This window comes from Bifidobacterium felsineum (assembly GCF_002802915.1).
GTDB lineage: Bacteria > Actinomycetota > Actinomycetes > Actinomycetales > Bifidobacteriaceae > Bifidobacterium > Bifidobacterium felsineum.
This window is the reverse complement of sequence record NZ_PEBJ01000001.1, coordinates 374,876-395,948: the sequence shown is the minus strand read 5'-3', so window position 1 is coordinate 395,948 and position 21,073 is coordinate 374,876. Positions and strand designations below refer to the sequence as shown.

General features: G+C 58.1%; 13 protein-coding genes. 8 read left to right on the top strand and 5 right to left on the bottom strand.

The window, feature by feature from the left end; all coding sequences use genetic code 11:
- Positions 1–30 precede the first annotated feature (30 nt).
- Complete coding sequence (locus CSQ86_RS09705; RefSeq protein ID WP_133119261.1) at positions 31–1,953, bottom strand: cell surface protein; 1,923 nt, start codon at positions 1,951–1,953, stop codon at positions 31–33.
- 232 nt (positions 1,954–2,185) lie between these two features.
- Here CSQ86_RS09705 and CSQ86_RS01480 point away from each other — a divergent pair, with 232 nt between their 5' ends.
- From CSQ86_RS01480 to valS, 8 genes are all read left to right on the top strand, one after another.
- On the top strand, positions 2,186–4,474 hold the full coding sequence (locus tag CSQ86_RS01480; protein WP_165773695.1) for an alpha-1,4-glucan--maltose-1-phosphate maltosyltransferase: 2,289 nt from the start codon (positions 2,186–2,188) through the stop codon (positions 4,472–4,474).
- 63 nt (positions 4,475–4,537) lie between these two features.
- Positions 4,538–5,032, top strand: coding sequence for an inorganic diphosphatase (locus CSQ86_RS01475; RefSeq protein WP_100493365.1), 495 nt, complete (start codon positions 4,538–4,540; stop codon positions 5,030–5,032).
- 165 nt (positions 5,033–5,197) lie between these two features.
- Positions 5,198–5,776 (top strand): manganese efflux pump MntP, encoded by a 579-nt coding sequence (locus CSQ86_RS01470; protein WP_100493364.1) that lies wholly within the window; start codon positions 5,198–5,200, stop codon positions 5,774–5,776.
- Positions 5,777–5,837: 61 nt separating this feature from the next.
- Positions 5,838–6,542, top strand: a complete 705-nt coding sequence (locus CSQ86_RS01465; protein ID WP_100493363.1) for a hypothetical protein — start codon at positions 5,838–5,840, stop codon at positions 6,540–6,542.
- Positions 6,543–6,735: 193 nt separating this feature from the next.
- On the top strand, positions 6,736–7,503 hold the full coding sequence (locus tag CSQ86_RS01460) for a winged helix-turn-helix transcriptional regulator (protein WP_165773723.1): 768 nt from the start codon (positions 6,736–6,738) through the stop codon (positions 7,501–7,503).
- 57 nt (positions 7,504–7,560) lie between these two features.
- Entirely contained in the window at positions 7,561–8,232 is a 672-nt protein-coding gene (nth, locus tag CSQ86_RS01455; RefSeq protein WP_100493361.1) for an endonuclease III, read from the top strand.
- A 24-nt stretch (positions 8,233–8,256) separates the two neighbouring features.
- Positions 8,257–9,810 (top strand): ABC transporter substrate-binding protein, encoded by a 1,554-nt coding sequence (locus tag CSQ86_RS01450; protein ID WP_100493736.1) that lies wholly within the window; start codon positions 8,257–8,259, stop codon positions 9,808–9,810.
- A gap of 62 nt (positions 9,811–9,872) precedes the next feature.
- The gene (gene valS, locus CSQ86_RS01445) at positions 9,873–12,614 is read left to right on the top strand and encodes a valine--tRNA ligase (protein WP_100493360.1); all 2,742 of its coding nucleotides are present in this window, start codon (positions 9,873–9,875) and stop codon (positions 12,612–12,614) included.
- Between the two features lie 405 nt (positions 12,615–13,019).
- Here the strand turns inward: valS and CSQ86_RS01440 are convergent, their stop codons facing one another.
- From CSQ86_RS01440 to CSQ86_RS01425, 4 genes are all read right to left on the bottom strand, one after another.
- Positions 13,020–13,430 (bottom strand): transposase, encoded by a 411-nt coding sequence (locus CSQ86_RS01440; protein WP_100493359.1) that lies wholly within the window; start codon positions 13,428–13,430, stop codon positions 13,020–13,022.
- 108 nt (positions 13,431–13,538) lie between these two features.
- Positions 13,539–15,218, bottom strand: coding sequence for a SpaH/EbpB family LPXTG-anchored major pilin (locus tag CSQ86_RS01435; protein ID WP_100493358.1), 1,680 nt, complete (start codon positions 15,216–15,218; stop codon positions 13,539–13,541).
- Between the two features lie 453 nt (positions 15,219–15,671).
- Positions 15,672–18,464 (bottom strand): SpaA isopeptide-forming pilin-related protein, encoded by a 2,793-nt coding sequence (locus CSQ86_RS01430; RefSeq protein WP_100493357.1) that lies wholly within the window; start codon positions 18,462–18,464, stop codon positions 15,672–15,674.
- 473 nt (positions 18,465–18,937) lie between these two features.
- A complete protein-coding gene (locus tag CSQ86_RS01425; RefSeq protein ID WP_100493356.1) occupies positions 18,938–20,872 on the bottom strand; it encodes a hypothetical protein in 1,935 nt (644 codons plus the stop codon).
- Between the last annotated feature and the right edge of the window lie 201 nt (positions 20,873–21,073).

Genomic DNA, 21,073 nt, shown 5'->3' with positions numbered 1-21,073 from the left:
ACAAGGTTCCGGCTTTTTGCTTATCCAATGCTAGATTCGGCGCCTGTTGGCGATGAACAATACGATGGCCCCGAGCGTTATAGCCGCAGCGGCCACTCCAAGGGGCGGAACCACGTTGATGCCGGTGGGCGGCAGCGGTTCCTCAGGCTCCTCGGGTTCCTGCGGCTCCTCAGGCTCACAAGGTTCCTCAGGCTCGCAGGACTCGGTCACCCGCGTACGCTCCCGCGCATCGTCATAACGACTTGCCGCCGGCATCACGCGATCATCACCTTTGAATTCCCAGACAAACACATACCATCCGTGCCTATCGGCCGTGATATCCATCGGTTCGCCATCGGCGCTGAGAGCCCCTGTGCCGATTTTGAATGTCCCATTGCGCGCAGGAATATTCCATGTAATCAACTTCTTATGATGCTCATCTTCCTTGGGCACCTTGGCTCCACTCGGCTTGAACTCATCATCATTGGACGGATCGTTTGGATCGCCCGACCACCACACACTGACCTGCGCGTTAGGCCTATCAGCGCCAAAACCATAATCACTATTGCCAGTGAAGCTGCCATGATCATCGGGAAATCCGGAAACCGTAATGGTGTCGCTCAACGGGGAACCCACTTCGGCAGAATGCTCGGCTACCGTTGATTCCACGCTCACTTTGCTACGATTCGAGCTGCTCTCCTCGGTTTCCAGAAAGGTGCTGCTCCAGTCACCACTCAGATATTCTTTGGCCTCGTCGTTTTGTTCCGATTTGCGGAACACCCATACCCATGTTCCGAATCCACCCGACGAGTGAGTCAAATACGGTTTGCTGCCATCAGGAGTGGTCATGGCTTGCACCCGAGCAGTTTGGCCGACTCCGGTAAACGACGCGCTGCCATAAGCACGAGGCTTGTATCCGGCGTCTTCCAGACGGGCGAGATAACTATCGGCGGTTTCTGCGCTATTAGGCACTGTTATGTTGGCCAAATCCATCGCGCCAAGCCCATCAAAATAATACCCTTGCGCTTCAAGCAGCAGTCCCGGCACCCAGTGGCTCTGCGCATCCGCCACCGCGCTGGTCACTTCATCGAAAATCGCAGAGCCCGCGTCCAGCACTTTATCCGCGATCTTGGTATTTACCGATGGCATGAAATCCTTACGCACTTTGAATGTCACCGCACCACCGGGAATATAAGTCATCGAATCGAACGCCCGCATATCCTGCCGCGCATCCATATGACTCATCTGAGGAATCTCATAGGTAGTTTTAGCTGTTACCTCACCAAGCCCCGTAGCCTTCCATGCATAGGTTTTGGGCTCGCTGCCGGATGTATCGGTCAAGGTTTTCTCACCCGAGGTAAACACCGCAGGCCCCTCCAACGTAACGGTGAATGGTATGCCGGCCACGAACTGCCCGGAAGTGCTCTTTACCGATACCGTGATCTCGCCGTGGCGCAATCCCTCGGCATAGGTGCGCTCAACAACGGCGTCTTTGGGCGCCTTTGCCTCAGCCTCCGTCCAAATCTCCTCTGCACGGCTGAATATCTCCGGATATTTCTCCAGCAAATAGGCCCTCTGCGGCTTCCATTGCTTCTGATTGCCGAACCTATCCTGCACAAGCGTGGCAACCGCCGCATAATCCTGGGTGGATGCCTCCTGATATTTTTCGAGAATCCATGCCATAAGGCGCACTGTGGGATTATCTTCGACCGTACTTGTTGGCCCAATTACATAATCAGTGAGGTTGGATGCCTCAATGCAGTAATACCGGGTGCCATCCGAGCCATTGGCCACCACGCCAAGCTGCAGTTCCTCTCCCCCAAATGCATAGACAATCCTCTGGTCCATGTCCGAAGGCCACAGAGATGCCGCATACCCATTCGCCGGTATTCCCATGAACACGCTCAGCATCATTGCCAAGCCCGTCAGCATGGCCCCTATGGCAATCGCGCGTTTCCTCAATGATGCCGCCATGTCCTTTCCTTTCCTTGATATGGATTCGACCGCGCCGTTGCGAGTCGATAGACCATGAGCATGGCAGATTTCCGGCTCTCATCAGCCGTTTTTCGACCTATGTGGTCCGAGCTTGCCGTTTACCGGCGAGTTGTGGATAACTTTGCGCCGAAGTTATCCACTTCAAGCCATTTATCGAACGTTCATCCAAAAATTGTCCACAATGCACGCCAAATGTCGGATTCCCCTTAGAATGGGCCGTATGGCAGTACAACATAGCGCGGATTCGCGCACATCTGAAACAGATTCCCTCGAGGCCACTAAGGCCGCTCAGACCACTAAGGTCTCCAAGTCCTCCAAGGCGGTGAAGTCAAAGGCGACTTCCCGATCCAAAACCACCAAGACCACTCGCAAGCGCGTCGACGCCGAAACCGCACGCGCCAACGCAGCGCTTAAGGGCCTGACCGGCGAAGCTCCGGCCCCGTCCATCCCCGCTGATGAGCCTGGCCAGTTCGGCCGCATCAACGTCATGGACATCACACCTGGCGAAGAGCGTGGCATCTACCCGGCTCGCGTGGAACTTGGTGAACCGTTCAAGGTAACCGCTCAGGTATTCATCGAAGGCCGTACCAAGGTGGGCGCCACCGCCATCGTGCGCAACGCCCGCGGCAAGGAAACGCTGCGCCGCGCCATGACCTGCACCAACCCGGGGCTCGACCGCTGGGAGGTCACGCTGAAGTGCGGCGAACACAGCGACCTGAAGCCTTGGGAAGACGGTTATGCCGCGGTCAAGCGCCAGCTTGGCGAGTGGACCGTGACCATCGAAGGCTGGGAGGACACCTACAAGTCCTGGCTGCATGACGCCCGCATCAAGGTGAAGGTTCAGGACGATGTGGATAACGCCCTGAATTCCGGCGCCGAGCTGCTCGCCCGTTGGGCCGTGACCCCGGACGCCGGCCTGCCGGCCCGCGAGCGCAAGGCCCTGCAGCAGGCCGCCGAGACGATGGCCGACGAGTCCCTGAGCGCAGAGGATCGTCTGGCCGCAGGCGACAACCCGCATATCGCCGCCCTGCACGAGACCAACCCGCTGCGCGACGGCATCTCCCCCAGCCAGCCGCAGTGCTTCAAGGTGGAGCGCCCGAAGTCCAGCTTCGCCGCTTGGTACCAGTTCTTCCCGCGTTCCGAAGGCGCCACAATCGACCCGAACACCGGCAAGATCATCCAGGGTACGCTGAAGACCTCGATCGCAGGTCTCGAACGAGCCAAGGCCGAGGGCTTCGACATCGTCTATCTGCCGCCGATCTTCCCGATCGGTGTGACTAACCGCAAGGGCCGCAACAATTCGCTGGTGGCAGGCCCTGACGATCCGGGTTCCCCGTTCGGCATCGGCTCCGAGCTCGGCGGCCACGATACCGTAGATCCGTTGCTCGGTACGATGGATGATTTCAAGGCTCTGACCGCACGCGCCCACGAACTCGGCCTTGAAATCGCCCTTGATTTCGCCCTGCAGTGCTCTCCTGACCATCCGTGGGTCAAGCAGCACCCGGATTGGTTCCGCCACAAGCCGGACGGCACCATCGCATTCGCCGAGAACCCGCCGAAGAAGTATCAGGACATCTATCCGATCGACTTCAACGCGGATATGCCCGGCATCGAGAAGGAAGTCGAGCGCGTGCTCAACCTGTGGATCGACGCAGGCGTCACGATCTTCCGCATCGACAATCCGCACACCAAGCCGGTCCGTTTCTGGCAGGATGTGATCGCCGCAGTAACCAAGAAGCATCCGGAGATCCTGTTCCTGGCCGAGGCGTTCACCCGCCCAGGCATGATGCGCGCACTGAGCTACGTGGGCTTCACCCAGTCCCACTGCTACTTCCCGTGGCGCAACACCAAGGAGGAGCTGGAGGAGTATCTGCCGGTCACCAACGGCGACGACGGCTATTACCAGCACAACACCTTCTGGCCCACCACCCCTGATATCCTCACCGCCTACGTGCGCGATAACGGCATCGCCGGCCATTGCGTGCGCGCGGTGCTCGCCGCCATGGGCTCCCCGAGCTGGGGCATCTACAACGGCTTCGAACTGATTGAGAACAAACAGCGCCCCGGCTTCGAAGAGCAGATCGATAACGAGAAGTACGAGGTCAAGGTTCGCGACTGGTCCAAGGCCGCGCGTTACGGCGTGGCCAAGATGCTCACCTCGCTGAACAAGATCCGCCGTGCGCACCCGGCCGCCTTGAGCTACCACAACCTCACCGTGCTGCCCACCTCCGACCCGAACATTCTGGCATTCGCACGCCATACTCCGGCCGAACTGACCGGAACCGGCCAGGCGGATACGCTGATCGTTGTGGTCAACCTCGATGGCCACAACGCGCATCAGTCCATGGTGCATGTGGACCTCGATAAGCTGGGTCTGCCCACCGACCGCCCCCTCACCGTGCGCGATGAGCTGACCGGCCGCGAATTCCAGTGGGGATGGGACAACTACGTCTCGCTCGCACCGTGGGCTGATGTGGCTCATATTCTGTCCGTGCAGTGATGACTGCTCGCACAGTCGGTAGTAGTGTGTGTAACGAATAGTTTCCAGACAAGGAGATAAACAATGGCAGAAACCTTCAACGTTGTGGTCGAAATTCCGCGCGGTTCCAAGAACAAGTACGAAGTCGACCAGGAAACCGGCCGCGTATTCCTGGACCGTGAGCTCTTCACCGCAATGGGCTACCCGGATGACTACGGCTACATCGAGGGCACCCTGGGCGAGGACGGCGATCCGCTGGACGCCCTCGTGATGGTCACCAACTCCGTGTTCCCGGGCTGCGTCATCGAGTGCCGCGCCGTTGGTCTGTACCACATGGAAGACGAAGAGGGCGGCGACGACAAGGTGCTGTGCGTGCCGGCCGACGTTCGTTACGACGGCGTCAAGGACGTCAAGGACGTCAACGAGTACCACCTCGCTGAGATCAAGCACTTCTTCGAGCAGTACAAGGCCCTGGAGCCCGGCAAGGAAGTCAAGCCCGGCGACTACTGGACCGGTGCGGACGTGGCCGAAAAGGAAATCAAGGAAGCCCGCGAGCGTCTCGCCGCTTCTCAGAAGTGATTTCCTGCTGCGCTGACGCGCAATAAAAACATGACAAAAGGCTCCCTCGGGAGCCTTTTGTTGTATAGTGGTGTTTTGTCTTTTCAACTAGGCGTAGGCGGCGTGTGGGAGCGCTGGTCGAGGCCCATCGCGCAGTACAGCAGCGATGAACCTTCTACATATTTCATGATTGCAATCATCATCCAAACCCTGTTGATTTCCCTTTCCGTCTCCATGGATGCGTTCGCCGTGTCCATCGGCAAAGGCCTTACCGTTGCAAAAGTCCGCACACTTGATGCCATCAAAACCGCCCTGTGGTTCGGCGGATTCCAGGCGCTTTTCCCTCTGCTCGGCTATTTCGCCGCATCCGCGTTCAGTTCATACGTCACCGAATTCGACCATTGGATCATTTTCGGTTTGCTGGTGTTCATTGGCGGCAACATGGTGCATGAGGCATTCGAAGAGCCGGAAGAAAACGCCAAGGAAACCCCACAATTCGATTGGAAGCATATGCTGCCGCTCGCCGTGGCATGCAGCATCGACGCATTCGCCGTGGGCGTGAGCCTGGCCTTCATGAAGATTAACGTGATTTTCGCCGTCACCTGCATCGGTATCGTCACCGGCCTCTTCTCTGCGGCAGGCCTGTATATCGGCCGGGTGTTCGGCTCCCGCTGGCAGCAGCCTTCACAAATCGCAGGTGGCGTGGTGCTGATTCTTATCGGTCTGAAAGTGTTGCTCGAGCACCTGGGTATCATCGCTTTCTAATGACCTTCCACAGTGCAGCGTAGGATTGTTGCAGAAATCGACGCGCGCATGAGAGGTTCACATGACGGAAATCACCCAGGAAAATTGGAAGCATAAAGCCTTGGGCATGTTGCTGACCCAGTTTACTGCCTATGTGCTGCTCATCGCGGCCACAGCCATCCCCACCCGCAGCATGTTTCCAGCTATTCCGCTGATTATGGCCGCACTGGTGCTCGGTGAATTCGTGCTGTTCTGGCCTTTCCGCGGATCCACACTGGATCGCGCGGTGACCATCGCATTCGGCGTGGTCTCGCTGATTTTCGTGGCCGTGCCATTCCCTTCCGATGAAATACCACCTGAGCAAATCTCCAAGAACGGCGACGCATACCCGTGGTATTCCTGGGCTCTGGCCGCCGGCCTGCTGCTGGTCGTGCTGGTGATCTTCTCCTTTGCCCGCCAAATGGCCCGTGAGAATCGTTCACACCTTATTCGCGCTCTCTCTCATGCCGTAACTTCAGGCGTCGCCGCCATTGCGGTGGCCGGCTGGTGCTTCCTGCCGGCATTGGGTTCCATGCTGCTCAAAGGCACCACGGAGGGAACCATCACCGTTATCGTGCTGGTGATTCTGGCGCTGGCTTTGGCCGTGGCCTCCACCTTGTGGGTACGCGACGCCGACCCAGATCCGGCGATTCGCCATCCATGGATCGGCACCGGTCTGCTGCCCGTGATGTTCATGGGCGTGACCATCGCCGCTGCGACGCTTATTCTGTCCCGTCTTGGCATGTGAGTTATGTCGCAGGCAGCGAACGTTCATATTCCGCATACGTAACATCTGTGTGTCCCATGTACGCGCGTACAATAAATGGCAACGTGACGGCAGCGGTGTGAACGTTCAACTCACGAATCATCATATGCAACGATTCGCACACATGCTGCGAGTCCATGAATGAGGGGGAATTAGCGTGACGGATCTTACGTTGATGACATTCGCCAGCGACCCCGCCACTGTGCTGCCGTCCCTCGCACTGCTCTCCCATCGTGTACGCGTGCTGCCGATGGACGCGGCCAGCTTGGTCAAGATGCCGGAAAACACCATCCTGTTCCTTGACGCCCGCGATGATCTGGCCACGGCCAAAACCCTGTGTCGTCTTATTCACGCCTCCGGCCTTTCCACCCCGATCGTATTGGTATTGACCGAAGGCGGCTTCACCGTAGTGAATTCCCAATGGGGCATCGCCGACGTTGTGGTGACCACGGCGTCTCCCGCCGAGGTCGAAGGCCGGCTCCGCTTGGTTTCCGAGCGTGGCAATGCGCCGGCAGCCTCCGCCACTGGTTCGGCGTCCGAGCCCACCACCACCGTGGAGGATGGCCAGATTCGTTCCGGCGATCTCATCGTGGATACCAACGGATACACCGCTTCCCTGCATGGCCGCCCGATTGACTTGGCTTATAAGGAATTCGAGCTGCTCAAGTATCTGGTCCAGCACCCGGGCCGCGTGTTCACGCGCGCCCAGTTACTGCAAGAGGTGTGGGGCTATGACTACTACGGCGGTACACGAACCGTGGATGTGCATATCCGTCGTCTGCGTGCCAAGCTCGGCGGCGAATACGAGCATCTTATCGGTACGGTGCGCAATGTGGGCTATCGCTTCGATCCGCCTGAAAGCGACAAGGGCGATGCCGCAGCGCAGGAAGCCGCCAAGGCCAGCACACACAGTGCCGATGAATCCGACGACCTCTCGGCCTGATCGGCAGCAAACACAGCTGAGCAAACGTCTACATCTACAATCCACAGGGCCGCTCTTATGCGCGAAAGTAAATCCGCTCGCATCGCTCGCATGCATCAGGAATACGATGTGCTGTGCCAAGTGATTCCCGCACCAAAGTGCGCATTGAACTTCACTTCCCCACTGCAACTGCTTATTGCCACAGTACTAAGCGCGCAAACCACCGATAAACGCGTCAATACCGTCACTCCTGAACTATTCGCCACCTATCCGACCGCAGCCGCGCTGGCTGCAGCGAATCCGGCGCAGGTCGAGGAAATCATCCATCCGCTTGGCTTTTACCGGTCGAAAACCCAGCATCTTATCGGCTTGGCAACGGCTTTGGATGAACGATTCGACGGCAGAGTGCCAAGCACCATGGAAGAATTGACCAGCCTGCCGGGTGTGGGCCGTAAAACCGCGAACGTGGTGTTGGGCAATGCATTCGATATTCCCGGCTTCCCCGTCGATACCCATGTGATGCGCGTGACCGGCCGTCTGCGCTGGCGACCGGATTGGCGCTCGGCACACCCCGATCCGGTCAAAATCGAAAAGGAGATCACCGCCTGCTTCCCTCCCGAGGAGTGGACCGATCTCAGTCATCGGCTGATTCTATTCGGACGCGCTACCTGCCACGCCCGCAGACCCGATTGCGAGCATTGCCCGCTGGCTGATTCCTGCCCAGGTTTCGAGCCTGCCGCCAAGCGGTAGTGCGGCATCGTTAGACTGATGGGCATGCGCAGCGAGCAACATCGAAAGCAATATAACGGACTGGTCAGCTGGGGAGTCTTTCTGGGGGTAGCTCTGGCGCTGGGAGCGCTGGTGTGGGCCGGCTGGTCGGTGCTTATTCAGCATCGTTCGATATCGCTTTCCGCATTGATGCATGGCACACCGCAGTCATCGGTCACTATTGGCATCGATGACATGCCGCAGTCGCTGGATATTCGTTCGGCTGGCTCCTCCTCCGCCGAGCGACTGCTCATCGACAATGTCTACGAAACCCTCATCACTGTGGACCAGCAGAATCAGCTCAAGCCCGGGCTCGCCACCGTCTGGAAGGTCTCCGATAACGCGCTGAAGTACACGTTCACCATCGCGCCAAGCGTCACGTTCTCCAATGGGCATACGCTGGATTCCTCGGATGTGGTGTGGTCGCTACAGCAAGCGATAACGCAAAAGTACGCCGGTGTGGACGCGCTCGGCGATACGCAGTCCATTACCAATCCGGATTCCACCACCGTGGTCATCACTTTGGCGAAACCGAATCCCACGCTGCTACGCGCGCTGTCCGGCAGACTGGGCATTGTGTACGATTCCGAAGCAGGCAATGCGGATTATGCCAACAGTGCAGTCGGCTCTGGCCCGTTCACCGTCAGCGCATTCAAGGCCGCGCAATCGCTGACATTGCAGTACAACGGTTCGTACCATGGAGCCAAAGCCAAGGTCGGATCCATCACCTTCAATCAGTACTCCGATGAAAATACGCTAGCCAAGGCGCTGGCCGACGGCACTGTGGATTTGGCTATGCCGACTACCGCAACCGTGGCTTCCGCCGCGAAAGAGAAGCAGAACCTTAAGGTGAGCGAGGGCGCCACCACAGACAAAGTGCTGTTGGCATTCAATAACAGCACCGATTCGCTGATGTCGGACGAACAGATCAGAAAAGCCATGCGTCACCTTGTCGACGCGTCTTCGATCGCATCCTCCCAGCCGGATTCCGCTGGTGCACTGGGAGGCCCGATCAGCCCGCTGGAGCCTGGATATGAGGATCTCACTGGGCTGTTTCCATACGACTTGAATCAAGCTCGAACGATGCTGGGCTACTTTGCCCCGCAGTTCATTCCCTCGGTCGATATCGTGGTCACTGAACAGTATCGTTCGATAGCGGAGACCATCGCCCAGCAAATCAGCCAGGTGTCGCTGCCGAAAGTCAATCTTGAAGTGGTGTCCGACGAGGACTACGCCAAGCGTATTCAGGATGGTTCCTGGGAGCTCACCATCATGAGCATGAACGGCACTGATGATGCCGGCACATTCGCTGACCCGAGTTCCCTGTTCCATTACGATCATTCGGAGGCCGAGCAGGCGTATGCGTCCGCACGAGAAGCCACCAATGATCAGGACTATGCCGAGCGGATGAAAGCCTATGCGAAGGTCGTGAGCGAGGATGCGGCCAGCGATTGGCTGTATACGCGCAAATGCTTCACCGTGGCCAGCACCAAGGTTTCCGGCTATCCGACTTCGTTGATTGATACGCGCATGCCATTGGGAGCATTGGATAAGCAGTAGCTCCTGCACTCGTTATTCCATAAGTCATTCCTTGTCATACAACATGCATAAACTTTGGCTTTATGACTGAAGGCAATTCCATCATCAACGCCAACCTCACCCCGCTGCCCGACAAGGTCGGTGTGGACGGTCTTGAGGATAAGTGGCGCGCCGTTTGGGATGAGAACGGCACCTACAAGTTCAACAACACTCGTGACCGCAAGGCCGTGTATTCCATCGATACTCCGCCGCCCACCGTCTCCGGCTCCCTGCATGTGGGCCATGTGTTCTCCTACACGCATACCGATGTGATCGCGCGTTACAAGCGCATGCGCGGCTACGACGTGTTCTACCCGATGGGCTGGGACGATAACGGTCTGCCGACCGAACGCCGTGTGCAGAACTACTACGGCGTGCGCGTGGACGTCTCCCTGCCGTACGACCCGGACTTCAAGCCGCCGTACGAGGGCACTGACGGCAAGAAGATCCAGGCCAAGGATCAGGTGCCGATTTCCCGTAAGAACTTCATCGAACTGTGCGAGAAGCTGACCGCCCAGGACGAGAAGCTGTTCGAGGCGCTGTGGCGCAAGCTGGGCCTTTCCATCGACTGGTCCCAGACCTACCACACCATCGGCGAGCACCCGCAGCGCGTGGCCCAGAAGGCCTTCCTGCGCAACCTCGCTCGCGGCGAGGCCTATCAGCAGGACGCTCCTGGCCTGTGGGATGTGACCTTCCAGACCGCAGTGGCTCAGGCTGAGCTGGAATCCCGCGAATACCCGGGCTTCTACCACAAGATCGCCTTCCGCTTTGAGGATGGCACCCCGATTTACATTGAGACCACCCGTCCGGAGCTGCTGGCCGCCTGCACCTCATTGATCGCCAACCCGGATGATGACCGCTACAAGAAGTACTTCGGCCAGGAGGTCTACTCCCCGCTGTTCAAGGTCAAGGTGCCGATCCTGGCTCACCCGGCCGCCGAAATGGACAAGGGCGCCGGCATCGCCATGTGCTGTACGTTCGGTGATGTGACCGATGTGCAGTGGTGGCGTGACCTGAAGCTGCCGACCCGTTCCATCATCCAGCGCAATGGACGCATCGTGATGGATACCCCGGATTGGATCACCGACCCGGCCGGCCGCGAGATCTTCGCCGAGACCGCTGGCAAGACCACGTTCTCCGCTCGTAAGGTGATCGTTGACAAGCTGCGTGAATCCGGCGATATGGACGGCGAACCGACGCCGACCAAGCGTATGACGAACTTCTACGAGAAGGGCGACAAGCCGCTCGAAATCGTCACCTCCCGCCAGTGGTACCTGAAGAACGGCGGCACCGACCCTGATCTGAATGCCCAGCTCATCGAGCGCGGCAAGGAACTGAACTTCCACCCGGACTTCATGCGCGTGCGCTACGAGAACTGGGTGCATGGTCTGAACGGCGACTGGCTGATCTCCCGCCAGCGCTTCTTCGGCGTGCCGTTCCCGCTGTGGTACCCGGTCAAGGCCGACGGTTCCGCCGATTACGACCACCCGCTGACCCCGTCCGAGGATCGCCTGCCGATCGACCCGACCATCGATGTGCCGGAAGGCTACGACGAGTCCCAGCGTGATGTGCCCGGTGGCTTCACCGCCGAGAAGGACATCATGGATACTTGGGCCACCTCTTCGTTGACCCCGCAGATTGTGACCCACTGGGCCGAGCCGGATGAGGCCTCCAAGGCACTGTTCGCCTCCACGTTCCCGATGGATCTGCGCCCGCAGGGTCAGGACATCATCCGCACCTGGCTGTTCTCCACCGTGGACCGTGCTCACCTGGAGAACAAGTGCCTGCCGTGGGCTCATGCCACTCTCTCCGGCTGGATTCTGGACCCGGACCACAAGAAGATGTCGAAGTCCAAGGGCAACGTCGTGGTGCCGAACGAACCGATTGAGAAGTTCGGTGCCGACGCCGTGCGTTACTGGGCTGCTGCCGCTCGTCTGGGTCTTGACGCCACCTACGACGTCGGCCAGATGAAGATCGGCCGCCGTCTGGCCATCAAGCTGCTGAACGCCACCAAGTTCGCGCTGGCCATTGGCCGCGAGGACGAGAACCATCATGTGGCTGATTCCGCTGTGGCTGCTTGGAACCCGGCCGATGTGACCGAGCCGCTGGATCGCGCCGCCATGGCCAAGCTGGCTCTGGTGGTTCGTCAGGCCACCGATGCACTGGAGGCTTACGAGCACTCCAAGGCGCTGGAGGTCATCGAAAGCTACTTCTGGCAGTTCTGCGATGACTACATCGAGCTCGTGAAGAACCGTGCTTACGGCACTCCGGACGAGAAGGGCGTTGCTCCTTCCGAGAAGGCCGTGCGTTCCGCTCGCACCGCTCTGGGCCTGGGCCTCGACGCCTTCGCCCGTCTGCTGGCCCCGTACCTGCCGTACGCCACCGAAGAGGTGTGGAGCTGGATGCACGCCGGTTCCGGTTCCGTGCACCGTGCCGCATGGCCGACTCCGGAGCCTTACGTTGAGGCTGCAACCGGCGTTTCTCCGGAGCTGCTGACTTGGGCTGGCAAGGCTGTGGAGCAGCTGCGCAAGATTAAGTCCGAGGCCAAGGTCTCCATGAAGACCCCGATTCTCTCCGTGGCGCTGACCGCCGCTCAGGAGGGTGTGGACGCCATTCACGCCGCTCTGGGCGACATCGCTCAGGCCGGCCGCGTGGTGGGCAAGTTCGACCTGGTTGCCAAGCACGCCGAGGAATCCGCCGCTGAAGACGCCGCCGAAGGTGCCGCCGAGACCGAGGTGGCCGTGGCCGCCAGCGAGCTCGGTGAGCCGCCGATCAAGAAGAAGTAACCAGTCCCGACTCCCCTTGTCAGGGGAGCTGTCAGCGCTAGCTGACTGAGGGGTAGTTCAAAGCCGTTGAACTGATGCAACGTCAGTTCAACGGCTTATTTTTTCGAAATTATCCCTATGTTCGCGAAAATAAGCCGCTGAGTTAATCTCAGTGGCTTAAATTTTCGCAATCGTGTCACACTTCGTGAATTTACGCCACTGACGGCACTTCAGTGGCGTATTTTCACGAAGTTCGTCTTCTCCGCGAAATTATGAGCCACTAAGTCATGCTATGCGGCTTGTTTTCACGAACTATACCTTCATTTCGAAAATTTAAGCCAAGAACCGTCCTCAACGACCGTTTCTTGGAGGAATTTCATTACAGTTCCATCTGCCATAGATGGATCCACATCTAAGCTTGGTGTCCTATACAGCGTCGAGGCCGCTACGGGCGCGCAGGCGGCGCGATTCCTGCTCAAGATTCATAATGCGTAATGCCTGCTCTCGAATAAGTGCATCTCGCGGGTCAGCGTCGGCCGCAACGGGCGTGAAATCACGATGTTCGCCTACAGTGGCATCCACAATCTTGTTCAGGTTTGGGTCGCTGCGCCAGCGAGAGAAGCTGCGCTCAATGCGCTTGGAGCCCACTAATGCCGGCGGCAAGCCGGCCTGTTTGAACATTTCCGTGGGAGATTCGCCCACACGGTCCCGACGCAGGCATTCCACTTTGAACTCCTGCTCATAGGTGATGCGGTTATGCGTTGCATGCCTCACTGCCGGCAACGTATTCAAATACCGCACCTGTCCCTCATCAAACAACACTTTCCCGTGAGTCATAACAAAACTCCAAAAGATAAGAAAGTGGGCCTGTTTTGCAACAGGCCCACTCATTACTTGTTCAGAATTCAGCCCACAGGCCGTTCCTCATGAACAATTGCCAACCTTTCAGGCTTGGAGGGCCTTGCTGGTGCGGCGGCTCTTGGCGAACACGGTGGCGGCTGCGCCCGCGAGGAGCACGGCGATCACAGTGAACAGGGCGGTGCCGGCGGCACCGGTCAGAGGCAGCTGGGTCAGGTTCTTCACGTTGAGGACCTTCTGGTACGTCACGCCGTTGTCCTTGACGGTATCATTCGCCTTGACCAGGCCGAGACCGCTGTTATCAGCGAAGGAGGCGTTACCGTTGTCATCGATGGTGACGGTAAACTTCGCGCGCACCTGGGCGTAGCCGGTCGGGATGCCGGACTCGTACACGGTGTACGTGCCAGGGCCGAAGCCCTTCAGGGTGAAGTGACCCGAAGCGTCGGAGGTCAGCTCATCCTTGGCGCCCGTGGCGGAGGCGGTGGCCTTCGTCCACGTGCCGTTGGAGCCGGTGAACTTCAGCGCGGTGGCCGTGTTCGGGTCGGCGTTGTTGCCCGGGTACACCTTGAACTTGGCGTCGGAGATGCCGTTGCCTTCCTTGTCGACCTTCTTGAAGTTGAAGTCGTAGGTGTAGACCTTCGGATCGACCGGAGGCGTGGTGTCATGCTTGCTGTCGTCGTACGGGTTGTTGGAGTACTCGAGCTTCACGTCGTTCGGGTTGCCCGTGCTGCGGATCACGGCGTCGTCGTTCAACAACGCGTGGTACTCGACGGTGATGGCCTCGCCGATGCTCGGCTTGCTCTTGACGAAGTCGGTGAAGTCGATCTCGACGACCTGCTGCTTGCTGGCGTCGCGGTCCTTCACGGTCACGGTGTAGTCCTTGTTCTCCTCGAGGGTCTTCGTGCCGATCTTCACGACGGGCTTGTCGCCGGCCTCGTTGACGAAGGTCAGGCCCTTGGAGAGGGTATCGATCATCTTGTACGTGTAGGTGGTATAGCCCGTGTAGTTCGGCACCGTGCCCTTGAGCCGGTAGAGGACCTTGTCGCCCACAGAGACCTTGTCGGTATCGGTCTCCTGACCGTCCTTCACAATCACCTTGTCGATGGTGGGCAACGTGTTCTTCATATCGACCTCGCCCTGGGACAGGACCGTCTGGGTCGAGCCCTCGGTGGTGGTCCACGGGGTGCCCACGACGATGGCCAGGGAACGTGTGGAGCCTTTGACCGTAGTGGTCGAGGCCACGGCGGCATCATCCACGATCAGGTACAGGCCGACGCTAGGCAGCTCGATGGTCTTCTGCCTGTCGCTGCCCTGTACGTCCTGAAGGGTCACGGCCTGCAGCCCACCAGCGACCGTGGCGTCCTTGGCCAGCGCATCCGCGAACAGACGGGTCTTACCTGTATACTTCGAGGCGCTGTCGCCGGACTGGTCCAGGGTGCCCGGGGTCTCCAAAGCCCACTGCAGCGGATCCTTGCCCTGCGGCACGGTCGCGCCGGCGTCCGACAAAGCATCGGTCACCTCGCTCTCGTAAGCGTCCACAGTCTTCACGCCGGCGACACCGTTGTTGGCGGTGTAATCGGCGATCTTCACGGCCTTGAACGTATGACCCGTGAACTGGGCCGCGTCCTCGGCGTTCAACGTAATCGTCTTGGTCGTCGGCAACGACACCGCCGCATTGGCGGTCGAAACGCCTAGGGCCAGGCCGCTCACACCGACCGCGAAGGCGGCAAGGGCGGCGAACCCCTTCTTCAACAATGAACCCTTCATCAGAGATCCATTCCTTTCTCCGCCCCCTTGGCCGGCTTCCTACACCGGTAGACTGGAGGCTGGTTGTGGTTAATACCAACTGCAATCACCCCGGGCAACGGCGTCGAATCATTGGCGTGAACCACGCCGCCGCCCGGTCCTCATGCACCCCGCCGCAAAACACACCTCATACGACGGGAAGTCTTTTATTTCTGTTCAGTTATGAACCAGATGGGCTGCGCCCGACTGTTCTTTTTGCTTCTCTCCCCCACCCGGCTTCCGCCGGGAGCTCGTCCAGCAATTAAGGACGAACTTCGTTCGCCTCTCTTGTTGGCTCGACTGTCGTCTCACACATTGCCTACAAACAGCTCTGCTGTTTGCTTCACGGCAATGTCCCATCAGAGGGGGCCAAGCCCAGGGATTGTTCCTGGCTCCCTCTGATGAGGGAGCCAAGGCCGAAGCCGAGGCTATGCCTCACAGCAGCAGCTCCTCCCTGCGCTTGCGCCACTCGTGCCAGACGGCACCGGCCACGACGATGAACAACGCCAGTCCGCCGCCCGCGAGAATCCAGCTGCGCGCGGTCCCACGGCCACCGGTCAACGGCAAGGCCGATATCGGTATACGCTTGTTGACGATTGTGATTGGTCCTTCGCCGGACAAATCACTCCAGTGGAATACCCATTCGCCATCAGTTCCGCGATTCTTGTCGAACCAGACGTTCACCTGATACGGCTTGCTAACTTGCTGATAACCATCAGGAGCCTTCGTCTCCACCAACTCATAAGTCAAAGGATGTCGAATATCAGTCACGACCTTGTTCGGCGTAAACGTGATCTTGAACTGGCCCGCAGTGTCATCTTCGTCCTTGCAAGAACCCTGAACTGCCCCTAGTGCACCCTTATCAGTGACCGTGCAGCTGAACGGAGCACTGCCGGCGGACGCACCAGTCTGTGTGAACGTCCATTCAGCACCCGGCAATAAAATACCGTCCAAACCCAAGCCATTTTTCTTCGACCATTCGATACTCACGTTTTTTGGCGTGTTCGCAACGCTATCCGTCGTATCGCTGGCACCTTCCGCCCGGATTCCGACCGGATTGCTACCATCACGACCCGCCTCAATCGTGAACTCATACGTCACATCGGTCTTCGTATACCCATCCGGAGCCTTCGTTTCCGTGAGCTGATACTTACCGGTAGGCAGATTCTCCACGCGAATCTCACCTGGCAACGTATTGGCATCGAAGTACGTGGCGTCATCCTTGGCATCGGAATCGGAGAACCGATCCGTAACCGTCACATCAATCGTGTTTGTCTTGGTCTCGGCACCCTGTATATGCCATGTCGATGGAGACGAGGTAATAACCTGATTCTTCGTATCGGTCTTATTCCATGCGACGGCACCGGTCTGGCGGGTGTTTTGGATGGGCTTACTGTTATTGACCTTGGCCAGACCGCCCGACGTGACCGTGAATTGCCGCGCCGTCGAATCCAACGCATACCCGTCCGGGGCCTTCGTCTCGATAAGGTAATACGTCCCCGCGCTCAGACCGGTCACCTGCAGGCTGCCCGGAAGCGCATCGGCGTCATGAGCGCCGTTATCCACGATTCCGTCAACAGCCACATCCTGGCCGGCCTCGTCCTTCGTAATCTTCCACGCGGACCCGGAAAGCGCCTGACCACTCGTATCGGTCTTGCTCCATTCCACACCACCACTCGTCGGGCAAGAGGTAATCGCATTACCGGTCCATGGGAAGTTGTGATGTTCCAGACCTAAACCGATGCCGTAACCGTGGTCTCCATCAGAGCGGATATCCTTATACGGATATGCCTCGGATAGCCATAGGTCTCCATTGGAAAACAGACGGCCGTTCGTGCTCACCCAATCCTGAAGCTCGGTCGCGTGCGCGGCAAGGATGCTGCCCGGCAGGGTCGCAGCGCTATCGCCATGGTTCTTAGACTCCGGATAGTCCTTGAGCACACCATCCTTCATCGCATCCGGGAACGGAGCCCACTTATCGCCGTTATGGATGACCAAGGAACCATCCACGTCATCCTCGAAATTCCACATAATCGACTGGGACGCGGTAGCGAAACCCTTCGCCGTCTCAGTGTTGAAGTACCCCTGACCGACATCAGTGCCGTTCCAGCCGAACTGCCAGCCGGTGTTCACCGTCAAATCACCCTTGCTGTCAGCGCCTTTCACGTTGACCAGCACGGAGGCGCCTTCAGGAATGTTCTCGAAATCGTAGTAGACGCCGGTCCAGCCGTACTTGGACATCGCTTCGTTCACCTTGGACATATCCAAGCTGAACACCTGAAGCGTGTTCTTCGCGTTGCCGTCACCGGTGAACGTGACCTTGCCCTCATGGAGCTTCAACTTGGTATAACGAGCCCATATCGTCTGCCCATTTACCGTGCTCTGAATCTTGCTGATGCCGTCGCCGTTCTCGTCGTACGTGCCGTTGTCGTTCTTACCAGCGTCGTAACGCGCTAAATCGTTGCCTTGCACCCACTTGACGACTTCGGAAGCGATGCTCTGCTGCACATCAACCTTGCCAAAGTTCACATTGTCATACACCACGCCGGAAGTCGGAGTTGTATTCTGGAAACCGTCAGCCATGGACTTCAACGTATTCTGGAATTTGTAATAATTGACACCGTTCACATTGCCCAGAGCTGCGGCACGTGCCTTCTCATCATCCGATTCGCCAGACACCGTAACGGTGCCACCATCTACTGCATTTACAGCTAGCCAATTGGTTCCACTGATGCCGGAGTTAAACCTGCCGATAGTTCCGTTTGAGCCAAACAGATAAAACGGCCAATCCACAGCATCAGCGGCGCGGCCAACCGCCAAAGCGGTCTTGCCGCTTGGAGCCGGATGGCCCGATCCCCAAGCCACACTTCCTACTCTGATACCTTGATTGCCCGTCAGCGCATTGTCTACTACGGTCACGCCTTCAATCTCGGCCACATACGAACGATCACCGGCCTGAAACTTGCCATTGCCTGCATTGGTGTGTTCACTCGCCGGAGGCAGACCGACGTACATGTTTTTGCCCGAGTACGTGGATACACTTGCATCCGCTGAAAGCACACTTTCGCCACCCCACTCGAACTGGTCGCCCGGCTTGCACTCAACTACATTGTTCGATGCACGGCTTTGGCGCAACGTTTCAGATGAATCAGATTGCGGCGCAGTCTCCACAGCCGAGGCAATCGGCACCCCCACGAACAGCATCGCGCCAGCGACCAGACCGGCCACGACACGACTAGTTAGCTTGGAGAATACCCCCCCCCAATGGAATTATTCTTTATCCGACGCATAGCATTCTCCTCAGGCTCTCAAACCCAATTCCCCTGCCGTTGGAATCGCCGACACATCCTTACGACCCCTTCGGCACTCTGTTCGGCAGTTTAGGGCAATGCCCCGTTAATTGCCACAGATACCCCCGTTATGAAGTTCAAGGGGTGCCACTAAGCCCAATATATGATACGCAATGTGTCCAATTCACCGCAGAAAGAGATACAGCGCGTGAAGAGAAAAAGCTCCTTCATACTTAGGCCCAACACCAACTCCCACATTTTTGGATCCTAATATGTGTGTGACTCCCACATTTTGGTGGGGGTAACCGAGGTAGTCATGGGTGGCTAACCTGCCATTGTGGGCGATTAACGGGCTACGGCCATATCTGAAGCGTCACTCCAGCGATTGGGCGCGTGCGAAATAAATCACATTCACACGGTAGGGATCACCAGAAGATAAGCGGAAGCGCGCGCCGATGACCGCTGCGAAACCGCAGCCAAGTTCAGCCGGCTTACAGCCTGGGCAATGAGCTGGCCCGCGTCGCCAATTTCCACCGTTTCGGCAATCAGCGTGCTCATATCATGTGTCAGCAATGTGCCGCCGGAGTCACTTTGACTGAAACCGAAGAGGATTGGAGCCGCATCGGTTTCGTCCTTCTCCGTACCCTGCCTTGCCGCAGCATCATCCGTCGTATTCGTACTTGCGGAGCTTCCGGAGCCGGCACCAGCAGAACTATCCGATTTGCCGCCGCCGAGCGCGGAAGTCAGCCCGTTCGCATAGCTCATCACATCGCTGGCAGACATCGACATCGTGTCATCTACCAACGAAGCATTGGAATCCTGCGATTGCTGCTGCTGAGCAGCTTGCGCTTTCTTGCGTGCGATAGCAGCCTTACGCTTGGCTTGAGCCGCCTTGGCTTTCCCATAGAATGACTCAGCCTGCGAATCCGCCAAACCCTGCGTGAGCAGATGCACAGCAGAGTCAGAAGATGTGCTCTGCATCGTTTTCGCAGACGTGATGCTGCCGCCCTCGAACTGATTGGAAAATCGCAGCAGAATCTGCTTCAACGCCTGCGACTTACCTGTATGCTCGCATGCGGTGGCGAGCGCAGCCATTGCAGCGTCTACCTTGGCTTGCGAATCCTTGAGTTCATCACTGCTATTGGTCTCGCCGATGGCTTGCTGCGCGTAGGCGCTGGCATTTGCGGAGGTCCCGCCGGTCAAAGCGCTGAGATTGGCCGTGTACACATCCGTGTATTTCATCGAATACGGAATCATCGCAGCGGAAAGCTGGCTTTGGCCTGCCGAATACTGTTTGGCTCCTTTGGTGGCTTCCTCTGCGGCTTCCTTGGTCAGGTCATCAATCAGACCTGTGGTCCCTTGTTGCTGAATGCGACGAATCACCTCATCCAATGCGTCCACAGCACCGTCATGCATATGCGCTGCGCTCACATTGTTCACCGCGTTTGCCAAATCGAGCACCGCTTGGGCGAGCGGCGTATCGCCGGAAAGCTCGCCAGCCGTGCCGACCAGTGCCGGCAACTGCGTGGAAGTACCGATGGAACCAGACAAATGTGTGGTGTATGAGCTTACATACGCAGCCATATAGTTCTGGAATGTCTGCTTATGCGTGGCGGCGCGTTCAGAGGTCACCGTTTGAGCAAGCTGTTCTTCGTTGGCACGCAAGGCCTTGAGCTGATTAATCAACTGCTGGTGCTCGCCGGAGCCGGCATCGGTCAGCGAATCGACCAGGGTGGATGCGGTGGATGTCAATTGAGTGATATCGCCATCGATAGCAGATGGCAACGCTGCGAGCGCGATGGAGCTCATTGTGAAATGCTTGGCATTCATATAGCAGCTGAATTCCAGCGGCGTTCCAGCTTGGCCGGCCGCTGCAATCAGCGTATTGGTATCCTGCGTGCTGACGGATACGTTGCTATCCGCGGAAACATCGTCGGCAACTTGGGTCGGAATAGTAAATGCCGCAACGGGCATGGTGCGGTTTGCCGCATGGTTCGCCCCACCCATCGGGCGAACCGTAACATGTACGCCCACGAGCCCAGAGGCGTTTGCAATCTCATCAGCGGAAACGTTTGGGCCATCCAACGAATAGCTGACGCTAATGTTCCACGGCAATTGCGCTGCGGAGGCGGGAATGCGCTGTACGGCAGCCACCGAATCCTGGGTGGGAGCCGTTGCCGCATACAATCGTGTGGGCTCGCCTTTGGAATCAGCCACCGCATAGACATCGGCGGCCGCGTTCAACATGGCAGCATAATCGGGTTCTTCAGGCCGGGAAAACCATGCACCACCTGCAGAGCCGGCCACGCACAAGGCGCAACTGAGCACTGCAGCGGTAAGCTTCATATCCGTAAATCCAATTCTTTCGTGCGCATCACCATGCGCCAACATTCAGGCCGCATACCAATCTAGCCGACATCATGGCATCACCATATAGGCAATATGCTTGCGAATAACTAGTAATGGTCATCCCATCCGAGGCGGGGAACTCATTCGCTGAGGAGCACTGCCAAAAGAACTGACAATATCAACAGCGTCAACGGCAAT